The sequence below is a fragment of the Arthrobacter sp. P1_A5 genome, from assembly GCF_056406825.1.
On record NZ_JBFTZL010000091.1, the window covers coordinates 1 to 14,101 of the forward strand.

Consider the following 14,101-nt stretch of genomic DNA (forward strand, 5'->3'; position numbering starts at 1 on the left):
CCGCACAGGCTGCATCGGCTCCGCCGGGCGGCGGCCAGGCCCAGAGCCACGGGCAGGGCGGCGGGCAGGGCTATGCGGGGTCCGGCCGCGGCTTTGCCGGGACCGCGCCCGGCGTTGCCCCCTTGCCGCCGTCGGCCGTACTCCCGTCCTTCAACCGCCCTGATCCCCGGGACCCCGTGGCCGCGATGGAGCGCCAGGCGCTCGAGGTCGCGCTGCAGGAACCCGGCATGCTCGAGGGCGAGACGTGGCAGCGCTTCTCGGAGGCGCGGTTCTCCACACCCGCCTACCTCGCCATCCACGAGGCCATCCGGGCCACCGGACTCGAGCTTTCGGGGGATCCGGTGCGCTGGGTCGAGCAGTTGCTGCAGGAGGTCCCCGAGCCCCTGCGCCCGCTCGTGTCCGAGCTCTCCGTGGTGCCCCTGCCGGCCAACACCCCCGAAGGCGTCCTGCGCTACTGCAAGGACATCCTCGCCCGCTTGTTCGAGCTCCAGATCACCCGGATCAAGGCCGAGAAGATGGGCCAGCTGCAGCGTCTGGACGCCTCGGCCGACCCGGAAGAATTCCAGCGGCTGAATCGCGAACTCATGCAACTTGAGATGCAGCGGCGGTCCCTGCGCTCGGACGCCTGAGCCGCCGAYTTCGTTTCCCGGGCTGGTGTTTGCTAGGCTTATACCCGCTTCATTCCTCCTTAGCTCAATTGGCAGAGCATTCGACTGTTAATCGAAGGGTTGCTGGTTCAAGTCCAGCAGKAGGAGCGCGCAGTCCCCGTTCCGGGTTCCGGAACGGGGACTTTTTTATACCCGGAGGGGGTATCTCGCGACTGGCAGGCGCTGGCCCCGTGGCCGATTTCCCTACCGGCAAAACCTTTGCTAATGTCGTACCTGCTTCATTCCTCCTTAGCTCAATTGGCAGAGCATTCGACTGTTAATCGAAGGGTTGCTGGTTCAAGTCCAGCAGGAGGAGCGGACAGGTCCCGCGGCCGGTGAAAACCAGCTGCGGGACCTTTTTTGTTTCCTCTTTTATTTCTTCGTCTTTGTTGCTCCGTCTATGGCCAGGGCTTTCTGCCGGGCAACGCAGTGGCGGGCGGTTCAGGTGGAGGTTCAGACGAAGTACATTTCCACCTGGAGGAAGCGCTGGGCCTCGGCGACCGCTGCCTGGAAGGCCTCCAGCTCCGTGGGGGACTTCCGAGGCTCCCGCGGGTGCCATTCATGCGGCGCCGAGTGCACCTGGGTGAAACCGCCGCCCGGGGGCGCATAGAAGATGCCGAACCGTTGCACCGGCCACTCCGGGGAAGATTCCGGTGCCACGAGGAGGGCGGAGTCATATGCGGGGTTGTACCACTGGGCAATTGGGCGGCGGCGGTCTTCGGTGAACAGGCCTGCGGCGAACAGGGCTGCCGACTGAGGACTGGTCTGAGCGCACAAGCGATCCCACCACAGTGGCAGGATTCCGGCGTCGGACCGCTGCCAAGTGGCCGGAAGGGGCTGGTGATCCTGCCTGTCGGGCATGAAATAACTTTATCGCCCGCCGCGGATGTCGAACAGGGCACAACGGGGGCGCGGGGCTGCAGGCAACGGACAGGGCTGCGTGGGCGGACGGGCGGGGCCATGGGCACAGGGCGCGGCCACGGTGTTCGCTGTACTGGGGCTGCGCGGGGGACATGCTCAGTGCTGGCGGGATGCCCCTGGGGACATGTCCAGTGGTGGTCCTGGCGGATGGACATAGTGCCAATATGTCCAGCCCCGGGCGCCAAGAATGGGCATGTCCCGTGGGGAGGCCGTGAAGAATGGGCATGTCCCGTGGGGAGGCCGTGAAGAATGGGCATGTCCCGCGGGGAGGACGCGATAAATGGGTATGTCCCCGGGGGAGGGCCCGGCTACTGAATCGGTGGCACCGTGCTGGGCCGAACAACCAGCCACAGTGCAGCGGCCGCCAGAAGGATGCAGACGGCCTGGACGGCGCCCATCGGGGTTGCGGAGCTGACGCCGAGCCAGCCGACCACCGGCGAGACCAGGCCAGCCATCAAGAAGGTCGCCGCGCCGAGCAGTGAAGCCGCGGTTCCGGCCTGGGCCCCGTGTTTGGCCAGGGCCAGGACCTGCACGGTGGGGAAGGTGAAACCGGCGCCCAGGATGTAGAACCACAGCGGCACCAGGACGCCCCACAGACCGAACCCCAGCTGGTCGAAGACGACAATCAGGACGGCCATGACGAACATCCAGGCCGTGGAACAAGCCAGGATCCACTGCGGCGGGACGCGCTTGATGAGCCGCGCGCTGGTCTGCACGCCTGCCACGATGCCCAGCGAGTTGATGCCAAAGAGCAGGCCGTACTGCTGGGGCGTGAACCCGTAGACGTTCTGGAACAGGAACGGCGAGGCGGAGAGGTAGGTGAAGAGGCCCGCGAAGTTCATCCCGCCCACGAGCAGAAGGCCTACGAAGATCCGGTCGGAGAACAGCACCTTATAACGCTGGCCCATGGTCATCCCGGTTTTGCCGCGCAGTTCCGGCGGCAGGGTCTCCCGGATCACGAAGAGGGCCGCGATGATGACGCAGGTCCCGTAGGCGGCCAGGAACAAGAAGATGCCGGGCCAGGGCATCAGCAACAGCAACTGGGAGCCGATGACCGGGGCGAGGATCGGGGCCAGCCCATTGACCAGGGCCATCCTTGCGAACATCCGCACCATCGCGTAGCCGCTGAACAAGTCACGGACCATGGCCATGGCCACTACACCGCCTCCGGCAGCCCCGACACCCATGAGGACACGGAAGAAACCCAGCGTGGCGATGTCCGTGGACTGCGCGGCGCCCAGGGATGCCGCGATGTGGACCGCCGTCGCCACAATCAGGGGCAGGCGCCGGCCGAACTTGTCGCTCAGCGGGCCCACCACCAGCTGTCCCAGCGCGAAACCTATGGTCGTCCCCGTGAGCGTCAGCTGCACCGCGGCCGCGGAGACGCCAAGGCTGTCTTCCAGGGCCGGGAATGCGGGCAAGTAGAGGTCGACCGTGAACGGCCCTAGGGCGGTCAAAGCGCCGAGCGTCAGGATGTAGAGGAATTTACGACGGCGGCTCAGGGAATCACCGGGATTGTGGGGTGTGCTCACAGAGGTCCATCCTAGGGCCCGCCGGGGTGGCCGGCCGGTGGCTGGGCGGGCGCGCCACACCTTGCCCGAAAAGGCCTCCCAAGAGCCTAAATGATAGTTTTGACACCGGGGTCTGTGCGAAGCTGTCCAGACCCGGCAAGCCCGCGCGAGCGGATCGACGGATGGCACCAGTTAGGCGGGACCGATGAGCGGACGTCACAGCGGCGGCACAGGCAGCGGGTTGCGGATTTCCGCGCTGCCGCAAACCCTGAAGATGATCTTCAAGCTGGCGCCCCGGCAACTCAGTGACGAGATTGCCCTGGCCAAGGCCGAAATCAAACGCAAGGGGACCCAGCTCGGCGTCGCCGGTGCCTTCTTCGCCGTCGCCCTTGTCTTTGTTGGACTCCTGGTGATCGGACTCTTCATTGCAGCGATCATGGGACTGGCCACCATCATGCCCGCGTGGCTCGCCGCCTTGTTGGTCTCTGCCGTCTGCCTGATTATCGCCGCGATCGGGGCGCTCATCGGGCAGAACAAGTTCAAGAAGCTCATGCCGCTGGTCCCCGAGGATACGATCCGGGGGCTTAAATACGATCTCGGCATCGCCAGGGAAGGCTCCGCCTTCGACGCCAGGATCCTGGATCCGAGCACCGAGCAGTACAAAGCAGCGAAGGCCGCCAAGGAAGCCGCCGCAGCCAAAGCGACGGCGGAAAAGGAAGCAAAGGCTGCCGCCAAGCCCGACTTCGGACCGCCGCCCACAGAGGCTGAACTCCGACGCCGGCTGGACCTGCGGCGCACGCACCTTACCGGCGTCCGCGACGACCTCGGCCGTGAACTCGATGTCAAGACCCAGACCCAAATCCTGCTGGCGGCCGCCCAGGTCCGGCTCCAGGACGGCAAGGAGCAGCTCAGCGACAAGATCGCAGGCTTCCGCGCCTCAGCCCGGTCCTCGGCGGGCTCGGCCACATCCGCTGACGGGCAGGGCCTGGCCGACACGATCAAGCGGCGCTGGAAGCCCCTGGCTGTGCTCGCCGCCTCTGGAGCCGCTCTCGCGGTCCTGGTGCGCAGGCTGATAAAGGGCTAGACAGATCCCTGAACCTAAACGCCAAACCGTTGCCGTCCACGGAAAGGGGGAATCGATGAAGTTCATCGGCGCCGGCGCCCGCCCCGGGCAGCCCCTCGTCCACCGCGACGCGGTCTTCACGGTTCCCAATGTCCTGACCGTGGTGCGCTTCCTTGGCGTTCCGTTATTCATCTGGCTTGTGCTCTCGGAGCACAAGTACGGCTACGGTGCCCTCGTGCTCGCGGTCATGGCCAGTACCGACTGGGTGGACGGCTACATTGCCCGCCGCTTCAATCAGATGTCCAACCTCGGACGGGTCATGGACCCGATTGCGGACAGGCTTTCCCTGATCGCCGTCGCCGTGACCCTCGTGATCGCAGGCGTCGTCGAGTGGTGGTATCTCGCCGCGCTGCTGGTCCCGGACGCGGTCCTGCTGGCTCTGTCAGTGTTCTATTTCCACGGCCACCCGGATCTGCCGGTGAGCCGCATCGGAAAGATCCGGACGGGCCTGCTGCTGGTGGGCACGCCGCTGCTGGTGCTCTCCAAGCTTCCGGTGCCCGCCGCGGACGTCTATGCCACGGTCGCGTGGATCTTCCTGGGATTGGGGCTCGTGGGGCACTGGATCGCGGCCTACAACTACGTCTGGGCGATCATCGGCAAGGGCAGGCAGCTTCGGGCGCTCGACGGCGGCTCCCGCTGATGGTCTGGGTTGCGGTTTTGCTTGCAGTCCTCGGCGCCTTCTGCCTGGCGTTTGGGGCACAGCGCCAGGGCAGTGCGGTCAAGGCCGATACCGGCGGCCTGGCGCTGAGCACCCACGGCCTGCTGCGGCTCGTGCGTAACCCGCGCTGGGTATTCGGGTTTCTTCTGCTGTGCGCCGGGATGGGAATGAACGCGATCGCCCTCGTCATGGCGCCCTTGACGGTGGTGCAGCCGATCGGCGCGATCGCACTGGTCATCACCACCGTGGTCAACACCAAGGACCAGGGCCTGAGCATGAACCGTGCAACTGTCGTGGCCATCTCGCTCTGCGTGACCGGCTCAGCGCTGTTCGTGCTGCTGGCCGTCACCGCCACGCAGGAGAATCACAACGTCAGCAGCGAGGACGAGCTGACAATCGTGCTGCTCCTGGCCATTGCGGTCGCGGCCTTTGGCACGCTCGCGGTCCTGTTCAGGCACCGCATGAGCGCCTTCGTCTACATCCTCGGCGCCGGCGTCCTGTTCGGCTTCGTGGCTGTGCTGACCCGCATCATCGGCAGGCATCTGCTCGATCCAAATGGACAGTTCCTGCTGAATGTGCCGTGGTACAGCGTCGTTGCAATCATTGCTGCAGGCGTTCTGGGATCGTGGTTTGTCCAAAACGCCTACTCCAGCGGACCGCCGGACCTCGTGATCGCCGGATTGACGGTGATCGACCCCATTGTGGGCATCGCGATTGGCATCGTGATTCTGGGAGAACTGCGTCCGGATGTCCAAGCCGTGACGGCTATTGCCATGGGGACGGCCGCATTGCTTGCTATCGTGGGAGTCATAGCCCTCTCCAGGCACCACCCGGAAGTCACCAAGCGCAAGAAGGACGCGCGGAAGGCAGCGGGCAGGTCCTAGGGCGTCAGTCCAGACTTCGGCTGCAGGCCCGGCGCGCCTGTGCCGACTGCCAGCCGGCCGCCATTGATCCAGCTGTCCGCACAGCGACCACCAGGAGCTCTTCACGTGACCACGTCCGACAACCAGCCCCCGCTGACCATCCTGATTGCCGCTGACACGTACCCGCCCCACGTCAACGGCGCCGCCCAGTTCGGTTACCGCCTGGCCAAGGGGATGACAGCCCGGGGTCACGATGTCCACGTCCTGGCGTGCCGCCCGGGCAAGGGCCCGAGCTACAGCGAGTTCAGCGACGAGGCCACCGTCCACCGCCTGCGCTCCCACTCGGTGCCCACGCACGAGTACTTCCGGGTCACCTTCCCCTGGGAGATCAAGAAGGAAATCGGGCTGTTGTTCGACCGCATCCAGCCGGACGTGGTGCACATCCAGAGCCACTACATGATCGGCGAGCACGTCCTGTACGAGGCCGTGAAGCGCGGCATCCGGGTGGTGGCGACGAACCACTTCATGCCCGAAAACCTGAACCCTTTCCTGCCGTTCCCGCAGTGGTTCAAAGACATTGTGGGCCGGATCTCCTGGCGGGACATGGGCAAGGTCATGGGCCAGGCCGACGTCGTGACCACACCCACGCCGCTTGCCGCCAAAGCCATGCACCAGCACGCCTTCCTCCGCCAGGTCCTGCCCCTTTCCAACGGCATCGACGCCGCAGCCTACGAGCTGCATCCCGACGAAACGGCGGAACGCCACGCCAGCCCCACAGTCCTCTTCGCCGGCCGGCTGGCGGAGGAGAAGCACGTGGACGTCCTGATCGATGCCGTCGCCAAGACGCCTAAGGAACTGGACATCCACGTCGAAATCGTCGGCGGCGGAGAAGTCCGCCCTGCCCTGGAGGCGCAGGTCGCCCGGCTCGGACTGAAGGACAGGGTCAGGTTCCTCGGCCTGGCCAGTGACGCCGAGCTTCGCAAGGCCTACATCACGGCCGATGTGTTCTGCATGCCCGGCACCGCAGAACTTCAGTCCCTCGTGACCCTGGAGGCGATGTCGGCGTCCACGCCAGTCCTGCTGGCCAACGCCATGGCGCTGCCGCACCTGGTCCGGGACGGGGAAAATGGCTATCTCTTTATCCCCAACGACAGCGACGACCTCGCCGCCAAGCTGACGCGCGTGTTCTCGCTGCCCGACCACGAGCTTGATGCGATGGGCAAGACCAGCCGCGAAATGGTGGAAAGCCACGGTATCGCGCGCACGCTGCAGACGTTTGAGGACATCTACCGGGGCGCGAGCTACGACGACCTGGTCCTCTAGGGGCGCCGTCTGGCAGAACGGCGTCCACTCCGAACGCTTCAAGCTCCAGGGCGCCCAGTCCAACAGCATCCAAGTCAGTTGCAGCAGGCCGCCTGCCGGTGACGGCATGCACGTGTGATGCGTCTACTATTGCTAGAGTATTTTTGCCCGGAACCAATCCGGCCCGCGTGGGCCAGGTCTGGCTCCGGGCGCAGGGGGCTATAGCTCAGCTGGTTAGAGCGCGGGACTCATAATCCTAAGGTCCTCGGTTCAAGTCCGAGTAGCCCTACATTCATTTCTGCGGCAGCCTCCTCATCCGGGGTCCGCAACCACGGGAGCCGTGGCTGACGTCCGACGTCGGCCGCGGCTCCCTTTTTGTCGGGTTTGTCGGGTTTGTCGGGTTTTCATTGGGCCGGCACTTGCAGGCGTCCCGACACTGCGATAAGTTACTGATGAGTAACATATCGCCGGCGCGAAGCCCGCGCCCTTTGGTCCCCGCTGATCGAGTGAAGGAACATCATGTCCAAAGCTGCCATCGACATCCACAACCTGCCCTACGCCGATGGCGATTTCTTTGCGTTCGAGCAGTTGCTCAGCGCCAAGGAGCAGGACAGGCTGGCCGAAGTCCGTGAATTCCTTACCCGCGAAGTCCGGCCGATCGCCGTCGATTTCTGGAATCGCGGGGAGTTCCCCATGGACTTGATCCCGAAGCTCGCCGAAATCGACCTGGTCAGCCCCGTCCGGAGGCAGGGCTACTCGAATCTCTTCGCAGGCATCCTGCACGCGGAAGCCACCCGCGCCGACACGTCAATCGCGACGTTCATGGGCGTCCACGACGGGCTCTTCACCGGCTCCATCGAAGCCCTTGCCTCCCAGGAGCAGCAGGATGCGTGGCTTCCCGAGATCTACTCGCTCAAGAAGATCGGCGCGTTCGGCCTCACCGAGCCCCTGGGCGGCTCCGACGTCGCCGGCGGTACGCGCACCACGGCACGGCGCGACGGCGATAACTGGATCCTCAATGGAGCCAAGCGCTGGATCGGCAACGCGACTTTCTCCGACTGGGTGGTCATCTACGCCCGCGATGTTGACGACAACCAGGTCAAAGGGTTCCTCGTGGACACCAAGGCCGAGGGATACAGTGCCGTGAAAATTGAGAACAAGATCTCGCTGCGCACGGTCCAGAACGCTGACATCACGCTCGACAACGTTGTGGTGCCGGAGTTCTTCAAGCTCGCCAACGCCAACAGCTTCCGCGACACGAACAAGGTCCTGAAAGTCACCCGCCTGGCCGTGGCCTGGCAAGCGGTGGGCCAGCAGCTCGCGGCCTTCGACGTAGCCCGGCGCTACGCCGTGGAACGCAGCCAGTTCGGCCGTCCGATTGCCTCTTTCCAGCTGATCCAGCACCAGCTCGTACAGATCCTCGGCAATGCGGTGAGCTCCATGGGCATGATGGTGAGGCTTTCCCAGCTGGAGGACGCGGGGGAGGCGAAGGACGAGCAGTCCGCCCTGGCCAAGGCGTTCACCACCGCGCGGATGCGCGAAAGCGTGGCCCTGGGCCGGAGCATCCTCGGCGGGAATGGGATCGTGACGGACTTCGAGATGGCCAAAGTCTTTGCGGACGCCGAAGCCATCTACTCCTACGAGGGCACGCATGAAATCAACACCCTCGTCACCGGCCGGGCGATCACGGGCATATCAGCGATCGTCTGACGGGCGCCAAACGCCCGCCGCGGCTGCCCGCGGGCGTCAACGGACGATCCGCGCTTCAAAGCCAAACGCCCGCCGCGGCTGCCCGCGGGCGTCAACGGACGAGCAGCGCATCAAAGACGGCGCCAAATGCTGCATCACGGACCCGGATTCAGGGGCGGGAGCAGAACGGAAGGCCGAAGGTCCATCACGAATGCCAGCGGATTGACGTAGTCTTCGCCGCGGCRGACGCCCCAGTGGAGGCAGGGCGGGGCCGGGCCGCAGTGGCCGGTCTGTACCTGCCCCAGGACATCGCCCTCCGCCACGGCGGACCCCGCCCTCAGTGAACTCGCCACCGGCTCGAAACTGCTGCGCAGCCCGTTGCCGTGATCGATCGTGATGACCGGCCGGTCCACCACCGTCCCGACAAAGCTCACCGTCCCGGCGGCGGGCGACTTGAGCGGGGCGCCATCGAAGGGCGCCTCAAGGTCGACGCCGCGGTGACCGCTGAGCCACGGCTTGGCCGGGGGATCGAAGGCGCGGAGCACCGCCGGCCGCGGGCTCAGCGGCCAGCTCCAGGCAGACGGAGGGACCGGCCCCGCCCTCGGGGAGGCCCGACCGGAGGAATTCGCAGCCCGGGCGGCAATGGCGGAGTAGCCGGCGTCTGTGGGGCCGGAGCGGGCGGCGGCGTCGTCTGTGGGGCCGGAGCGGACGGCGTCTGTGGCGTCGGAGGTGGAGGCATGGGCAGCGGCAGCGATATCGGCGTCGGCGGTGATGGGGGGCGGCGCCAGGAACGTTGCCAGGAACAATGCCGCCAGGAACAATGCCGCCAGGGGCTGTGCTGCCAAGAGCAATGCCCGCAGGCCAAGTGGGAGCTTCATGGCCCTAGCCTGCCAAGGCGGCACCCCGGGCGGAATCTCCCGCCATGGATATGTGGATAAGGTGCCCGCCGGCCCCCGCCAAAGCCCCGGAACCCCGTGCCGTTGCCGCGGCAAAACCGTCCGTCTGGGCGGGGCCGCTGTAGTACACTTGGTGGAGCAGTTTGCTGTGCCCTCACGCTTGTAAGTCGCGATACTTCGTGATTGCCGAAGCCGGCACGCCTCATTCAGGGGTGCGGGGGAGCAGCAGCTGACTACGCGTATCCAGCCCTCCTCAAAAGAAGCCTGAAACTTCCGATGCGGAGGACTGCGCCTCCTGCGGTCCGTTCCACATGGCATGTCCATATGGCGCGGATGGGAAGCGCGGTGGATGCCAGGAGCAACGCCCGCCCCGGGCGAATGCTAAACAACCGTCAACTATTGGCAGGGTAAGAGGGCCATGGGCTCTCTCATGAATGACCTGCCGGAAGGAGCGTCGGCATGCCCGTCGTAACTATGCGCCAGCTGCTTGACAGCGGCGTCCACTTTGGACACCAGACCCGCCGTTGGAACCCGAAGATGAAGCGCTTCATCTTCACGGAGCGCAACGGTATCTACATCATTGACCTGCAGCAGTCGCTGTCCTACATCGACCGTGCCTACGAGTTCGTGAAGGCCACCGTTGCACACGGCGGCACCGTTCTCTTCGTCGGCACCAAGAAGCAGGCGCAGGAATCCATCGCCGAGCAGGCCACCCGCGTTGGCCAGCCGTACGTCAACCAGCGTYGGCTCGGCGGTATGCTGACCAACTTCCAGACGGTCTCCAAGCGCATCCAGCGCATGAAGGAACTCGAAGAGATCGACTTCGACGACGTCGCCGGTTCGGCTTACACCAAGAAGGAACTGCTGCTCCTTCGCCGCGAACTCACCAAGCTGGAAACCAACCTCGGTGGTATCCGCAACCTGACCAAGGCGCCGTCCGCGCTGTGGATCGTTGACACCAAGAAGGAACACCTTGCTGTCGACGAGGCCAAGAAGCTGAACATCCCGGTTGTGGCCATCCTGGACACCAACTGCGATCCCGACGAAGTCGACTTCCCGATCCCGGGTAACGACGACGCCATCCGCTCCGTCAACCTGCTGACCCGCGTTGTCGCCGACGCCGTTGCTGAGGGCCTCATCGCCCGTAACCAGCGCGCCACCGGCACCACGGAAGCTCCGGAAGAGCCGCTGGCCGAGTGGGAGCGCGAGCTCCTCGAAGGCAACAAGGCTGAAGCTGCTGCAGCGCCGGCCGCTGAGGCTGCACCGGCTGCTGAAGAAGCACCGGCCGCCGAAGCTGCTCCGGCCGCCGAAGCTGCTGAAGAAGCACCGGCTGCTGAAGAAGCACCGGCCGCCGACGAAGCCAAGTAGTCAGACAAGTAAATCTGGATCTCCCCACATGCGCTCAGCTGCATAGGGGGTACCGACAGGATGGCCGCTCACTCGGTGAGCAGCCGTCCTGTCGGTCCGTACACCACATAAATTTCTAGACAGAGGGGTTCACATGGCGAACTACACTGCCGCTGATATCAAGGCTCTGCGCGAGCGCACTGGCGCCGGCATGATGGATGTCAAGAAGGCTCTTGACGAAGCCAACGGTGACGCCGAGAAGGCCATCGAAATCATCCGCATCAAGGGCCTGAAAGGCGCTACCAAGCGCGAAGGCCGCTCCACCGCCGAAGGCCTGGTTGCCGCCAAGGTCGCCAACGGCGTCGGCGTGATGATCGAAGTCAACTGCGAGACCGACTTCGTCGCGAAGGCTGACAAGTTCATCCAGCTGGCCGACAAGGTCCTGGCTGTGGCCGTTGAGTCCGGCGCTGCCGACCTTGAGACCCTGCTCGCCACCGAGGTCGACGGCAAGCCGCTGTCCGAGGTCGTCATCGAAGAGGGCGCCGTTCTGGGCGAGAAGGTTGTTGTCCGCCGCATCTCCCGCATCGAGGGCGCCACGGTCGACGCTTACCTGCACAAGACCTCCAAGGACCTCCCGGCCCAGGTCGGCGTGCTGTTCGCTGTTGACGGCGAAGGCGAAGCGGCTGCCACCGCAGCCCACGACGTCGCCGTTCACGTCGCCGCCATGGCTCCGAACTACCTCACCCGTGAGGACGTTCCGGCCGATCTCGTCGAGTCCGAGCGCCGCATCGCCGAGGAAACGGCCAAGGCCGAGGGCAAGCCCGAAGCTGCGATGACCAAGATTGTCGAAGGCCGCGTTACCGGCTTCTACAAGGGCGAGGTCCTCGTTGACCAGGCATTCGCCAAGGATGCCAAGAAGTCTGTCGCACAGGTCCTCGAAGAAGCCGGCGTCAAGGCAACTGCCTTCACGCGCTTCCGCGTCGGTTCCTAGTCAGACTGGCCAGACACCAGTCAGGCACTAGCCAGACACGCTAAGGGGGTGGTCACCACGGTGGCCACCCCTTTTGCATGCACCCGTGAGGCACCGTTTCCGGTCACGGCCGGAATGCCTCCTTGGGCGCCCAGCACGATAACCTAACTCAGAGTTCACCAACGGGAAGGCACCATGGAAACCGTCACCACTTCAGCCCAGCCAAAGAAGAACAGGCGCCGCGTCCTCTTGAAGCTCTCCGGCGAGGTCTTCGGCGGTGGGAAACTGGGCGTCGACCCGGATACCGTCCGCGGCGTGGCCAAGCAGATCGCCGCCGCAGTTCCCGATGTGGAGGTGGCAATCGTCGTCGGCGGAGGCAACTTCTTCCGCGGCGCCGAACTGTCCCAGAGCGGCATGGACCGCTCCCGCGCCGACTATATGGGCATGCTCGGAACCGTCATGAACTGCCTCGCGCTCCAGGACTTCCTTGAGCAAGCCGGGGTGGAAACGCGCGTGCAGAGCGCCATCACCATGGGCCAGGTTGCCGAGGCCTACATCCCCCGCCGCGCCATCCGCCACATGGAAAAGGGCCGGGTTGTCATCTTCGGCGCCGGCGCCGGCCTGCCGTACTTCTCCACTGACACCGTGGCCGCCCAGCGTGCCATGGAGGTCCACGCCGACGTCGTCCTGATGGCCAAGAGCGGCGTCGACGGCGTCTACACCGCCGACCCGAAGAAGGACCCGACGGCGGAGAAACTGCACCGCCTCAGCTACGACGACGCCCTCCGCCGCGACATCCGCGTGATGGACCAGACCGCGATGACCATGTGCAAGGACAACAACCTCACAATGGTGGTCTTCGGCATGGAAGGCGAGGGTAACGTCACCCGCGCCATCCGGGGCGAAGACCTGGGCACCGTCGTCACCCCCTAGCAACGGCTAGGATGTTTTCAGGACCTTTCCGCCGCCAGGCGGAAGACAAAAGCGCCGGCGGAATACGGCAGGCGCACAAAGAAGACGTGCCGCGCCCCGGCCCCCGGGACGCACCAATTTCTGAGGAGAGACCGTGATCGAAGAAACCTTGCTCGAAGCCGGGGACAAGATGGACAAGGCAGTTGAGGTAGCCAAGGAAGACTTCGCCTCGATCCGGACCGGCCGCGCGACTCCTGGCCTGTACAACAAGGTCATCGTCGAGTACTACGGCACGCCGACGCCGCTGCAGCAGCTGGCCTCCTTCGCGGTCCCGGATGCCCGCACCATCCTCGTCACCCCGTACGACAAGACGGCCCTGCGCGACATCGAACGTGCCCTCAGCGACTCGGAGGTCGGCGCCAACCCGTCCAACGACGGCAACGTCATCCGGATCACCATTCCCGAGCTGACGTCCGAACGGCGCAAGGAATACGTCAAGATCGTCAAGTCCAAGGGTGAGGACGCGAAGGTGTCCATCCGCAACATCCGCCGCAAAGCCAAGGAAACGCTGGACAAGCTCGTCAAGGACGGCGACGCCGGCGAAGACGAAGGCGCGCGCGGTGAGAAGGAACTCGACGCCATGACCAAGGCACACGTGGACGGGATCGACGAGCTGCTCAAGCGCAAGGAAGCTGAGCTGCTCGAGGTCTGATGAATCAGGCACAGGAGGCCTCCGGGCCGCGCGCCCGGAGGCGGGGGAAGCAGCGCGAGAACCCAACGCCCAAAGCGGGCCGGAACCTGCCCGCCGCCACCGTGGTGGGCGTTGGCATGCTGGTATGCGTCCTGGGCGGCCTGCTGTTCCTCCCGCTGGGCTTCGTCCTGGTGACCGCCACCTTTGCGATCTTCGGCGTCTGGGAGATCTTCCGTGCGCTGGAGGCCGCAGGCACCCGCCTGCCGATCGTGCCGGTGATGGTCGGCACGGTCGCCATGCCAATCGCCGCCTACTTCGGCGGCCTCGAAAGCCTGCTCTTCGCCATGCTTGTCAGCAGCGTGGCGGTGCTGTTGTGGCGGACCCTGGAGGGCGCCGCCGGTTCGGCGCGGAGCATTTTCGCAGGGGTCTTCACCCTGTCCTGGGTGCCGTTCCTGATCAGCTTTGCGGCGCTGCTGCTGCACACCGCCGACGGCGAGACGCCGGTAGGCCTGTGGCCTGACGGGGTGATTCCGGCGGGTGCGTGGGAAATCGCGACCCTGCTGCTCCTGGT

13 protein-coding genes, 3 tRNA genes and 1 pseudogene are annotated in these 14,101 nt (G+C 65.3%); 14 read left to right on the forward strand and 3 right to left on the reverse strand.

All coding sequences use genetic code 11. The features are described 5' to 3' along the window. The 3 genes and pseudogenes from AC1D1S_RS13040 to AC1D1S_RS13050 all read left to right on the forward strand — a co-directional run. Window positions 1-629 (forward strand): annotated as a pseudogene (locus AC1D1S_RS13040) (DNA primase); the annotation flags it as partial. A gap of 53 nt (window positions 630-682) precedes the next feature. Beyond that, window positions 683-755: transfer RNA gene (locus AC1D1S_RS13045), tRNA-Asn, on the forward strand. A 135-nt stretch (window positions 756-890) separates the two neighbouring features. Further along, window positions 891-963, forward strand: a tRNA-Asn gene (locus AC1D1S_RS13050). Window positions 964-1,100: 137 nt separating this feature from the next. Here AC1D1S_RS13050 and AC1D1S_RS13055 read toward each other — a convergent pair. Both AC1D1S_RS13055 and AC1D1S_RS13060 read right to left on the reverse strand, forming a co-directional pair. Further along, window positions 1,101-1,508, reverse strand: a complete 408-nt coding sequence (locus AC1D1S_RS13055; protein ID WP_028278282.1) for a hypothetical protein — start codon at window positions 1,506-1,508, stop codon at window positions 1,101-1,103. A 368-nt stretch (window positions 1,509-1,876) separates the two neighbouring features. Then, on the reverse strand, window positions 1,877-3,100 hold the full coding sequence (locus AC1D1S_RS13060; protein WP_243179634.1) for a multidrug effflux MFS transporter: 1,224 nt from the start codon (window positions 3,098-3,100) through the stop codon (window positions 1,877-1,879). Between the two features lie 184 nt (window positions 3,101-3,284). On the opposite strand from AC1D1S_RS13060, the gene AC1D1S_RS13065 reads away from it, so the two are divergent. The 6 genes from AC1D1S_RS13065 to AC1D1S_RS13090 all read left to right on the forward strand — a co-directional run bounded on the left by AC1D1S_RS13065 (window position 3,285) and on the right by AC1D1S_RS13090 (window position 8,735). Then, window positions 3,285-4,163 carry a phage holin family protein gene (locus AC1D1S_RS13065; RefSeq protein WP_476943011.1) on the forward strand — a complete coding sequence of 293 codons (879 nt, stop codon included), beginning with the start codon at window positions 3,285-3,287 and terminating at the stop codon, window positions 4,161-4,163. Window positions 4,164-4,218: 55 nt separating this feature from the next. Continuing rightward, window positions 4,219-4,842: a CDP-alcohol phosphatidyltransferase family protein gene (locus AC1D1S_RS13070; RefSeq protein ID WP_476994658.1), complete on the forward strand. Its 624-nt coding sequence runs from the start codon at window positions 4,219-4,221 to the stop codon at window positions 4,840-4,842. Further along, entirely contained in the window at window positions 4,842-5,744 is a 903-nt protein-coding gene (locus tag AC1D1S_RS13075) for a DMT family transporter (protein WP_028278278.1), read from the forward strand. The genes AC1D1S_RS13070 and AC1D1S_RS13075 overlap by 1 nt, the downstream gene beginning before the upstream one ends. 105 nt (window positions 5,745-5,849) lie before the next feature. Next, window positions 5,850-7,046: a glycosyltransferase gene (locus AC1D1S_RS13080; protein WP_476994659.1), complete on the forward strand. Its 1,197-nt coding sequence runs from the start codon at window positions 5,850-5,852 to the stop codon at window positions 7,044-7,046. 194 nt (window positions 7,047-7,240) lie between these two features. Continuing rightward, window positions 7,241-7,314: transfer RNA gene (locus tag AC1D1S_RS13085), tRNA-Ile, on the forward strand. Window positions 7,315-7,544: 230 nt separating this feature from the next. Next, the gene (locus AC1D1S_RS13090; RefSeq protein WP_243179631.1) at window positions 7,545-8,735 is read left to right on the forward strand and encodes an acyl-CoA dehydrogenase family protein; all 1,191 of its coding nucleotides are present in this window, start codon (window positions 7,545-7,547) and stop codon (window positions 8,733-8,735) included. A gap of 134 nt (window positions 8,736-8,869) precedes the next feature. Here the strand turns inward: AC1D1S_RS13090 and AC1D1S_RS13095 are convergent, their stop codons facing one another. Next, window positions 8,870-9,592 carry a M23 family metallopeptidase gene (locus AC1D1S_RS13095; RefSeq protein WP_476994660.1) on the reverse strand — a complete coding sequence of 241 codons (723 nt, stop codon included), beginning with the start codon at window positions 9,590-9,592 and terminating at the stop codon, window positions 8,870-8,872. Between the two features lie 477 nt (window positions 9,593-10,069). On the opposite strand from AC1D1S_RS13095, the gene rpsB reads away from it, so the two are divergent. The 5 genes from rpsB to AC1D1S_RS13120 form a co-directional block, all read left to right on the forward strand. Further along, a complete protein-coding gene (rpsB, locus tag AC1D1S_RS13100) occupies window positions 10,070-10,978 on the forward strand; it encodes a 30S ribosomal protein S2 (RefSeq protein ID WP_476994661.1) in 909 nt (302 codons plus the stop codon). 133 nt (window positions 10,979-11,111) lie between these two features. Further along, entirely contained in the window at window positions 11,112-11,948 is an 837-nt protein-coding gene (gene tsf / locus AC1D1S_RS13105) for a translation elongation factor Ts (RefSeq protein ID WP_028275233.1), read from the forward strand. A gap of 174 nt (window positions 11,949-12,122) precedes the next feature. Further along, window positions 12,123-12,860, forward strand: coding sequence for a UMP kinase (gene pyrH, locus AC1D1S_RS13110; RefSeq protein WP_018774549.1), 738 nt, complete (start codon window positions 12,123-12,125; stop codon window positions 12,858-12,860). Window positions 12,861-12,993: 133 nt separating this feature from the next. Continuing rightward, complete coding sequence (gene frr / locus AC1D1S_RS13115; protein ID WP_018774548.1) at window positions 12,994-13,551, forward strand: ribosome recycling factor; 558 nt, start codon at window positions 12,994-12,996, stop codon at window positions 13,549-13,551. Beyond that, on the forward strand, window positions 13,551-14,101 hold a 551-nt coding region (locus tag AC1D1S_RS13120; RefSeq protein ID WP_476994662.1), incomplete at its 3' end, for a phosphatidate cytidylyltransferase. The genes frr and AC1D1S_RS13120, both read left to right, overlap by 1 nt.

Bases quoted from the DNA above. Each gene is read 5' to 3' on its own strand.
- AC1D1S_RS13055 (WP_028278282.1), bottom strand. From the start codon at position 1,508: ATGCCCGACAGGCAGGATCACCAGCCCCTTCCGGCCACTTGGCAGCGG.
- AC1D1S_RS13065 (WP_476943011.1), top strand. From the start codon at position 3,285: ATGAGCGGACGTCACAGCGGCGGCACAGGCAGCGGGTTGCGGATTTCC.
- AC1D1S_RS13070 (WP_476994658.1), top strand. From the start codon at position 4,219: ATGAAGTTCATCGGCGCCGGCGCCCGCCCCGGGCAGCCCCTCGTCCAC.
- AC1D1S_RS13075 (WP_028278278.1), top strand. From the start codon at position 4,842: ATGGTCTGGGTTGCGGTTTTGCTTGCAGTCCTCGGCGCCTTCTGCCTG.
- AC1D1S_RS13090 (WP_243179631.1), top strand. From the start codon at position 7,545: ATGTCCAAAGCTGCCATCGACATCCACAACCTGCCCTACGCCGATGGC.
- tsf (WP_028275233.1), top strand. From the start codon at position 11,112: ATGGCGAACTACACTGCCGCTGATATCAAGGCTCTGCGCGAGCGCACT.
- pyrH (WP_018774549.1), top strand. From the start codon at position 12,123: ATGGAAACCGTCACCACTTCAGCCCAGCCAAAGAAGAACAGGCGCCGC.